A 1,091-nucleotide genomic window follows, 5' to 3' on the forward strand; every position below is an offset into this window, starting at 1 on the left:
AAGAATTAATTAAAGGTGAGTTTTTGGCATCAAACCAGAATTAACAAAACTCAAAACACTAATTCACAACCAATTGCACCACCAGGTTCGACTCCCTTTCGGAGCCGAACCTTGAATTTCCTAAAATGATCCAGGGAGATTCAATTAACCTAATTCAAATTTTTCGAGCAAAACTATTTAGGAATTTTAAGATCAGCAATTTGCTTCAAATCTTCAATAAAAAAGTTCGTTAATGGTCTTGCCAGGAGCACTAATCTAGAAAAACATTCTAAGTTTAACAGTTCCAAGGCTTTTTTAAGGAAGTAAAAAAGATTTAGGTATCAGTCGTGACACCATCCCAATCCTGATCCATCAGCCTGATAATCCAGTTGAGCGCATAGTGCCTTTCATAAACTACACCTTTATCAAGGTTTCCCGGAACCGCCTCATTATTTACCCTGGAATTAACACATGCCCAGTCTAAACGTAATATCAGATCGGCCTGATCAAGAATCTCGGCCTTGCTCCTAAGTTTTGCCTGCTCCCTGAATTCTTTTTCGCTCCGCGAGAACAAATGCTTTACATCACTCCTTACATCACACAGTTTATCGGGGTATACCAGCGTATCGATATAACCGAGTGCCCAGAGCATAACGTGATAACCCTCCGCCCTCCAGTTGGCATCGGTTAGCTGCTGTGAACTGGGATTTTCATTAAGTGCAAATTCTTTTTCAGCAGCGGTGAGCTTTTCCATCACCTTATACTTCTTTTCAACCTCGGCAAGCATTTTTCTGTCAGCTTTTTCACTTTTTAGCTCCAGATAGCACAATGCTATCGCCCTGTCGACGATTTCATCACTGGTCCTGACAGCAACCTGATCCGCCGGATCCAGGAACATTGCATTGGGATTGGTATAAATGGGTACTGCATGAGATCTGCAGACCGCCTCCGATCTTTTCCGCCTTTCCATCTGCTCTTTGGTAGCCTGAATATGCTCTACCGGCACAGACATCGCTTTAACACCCTCAATAGTTAAGGGTTTATTATTAAGCCTATCCCCACCGCAGCCAAAAAGCGTGAGGAATAAACAGATTGCAGTTACTGTTATGGAT

1 protein-coding gene is annotated in these 1,091 nt (G+C 42.3%); it reads right to left on the reverse strand.

Features of this window, described 5'->3' with window-relative positions; all coding sequences use genetic code 11:
• Positions 1 to 313: 313 nt before the first annotated feature.
• The coding region (locus AC1DND_RS28375; protein WP_477586251.1) for a DUF4272 domain-containing protein at positions 314 to 1,091 on the reverse strand (778 nt) is incomplete at its 5' end.

The sequence above is a fragment of the Pedobacter sp. 01N416 genome (assembly GCF_056399685.1).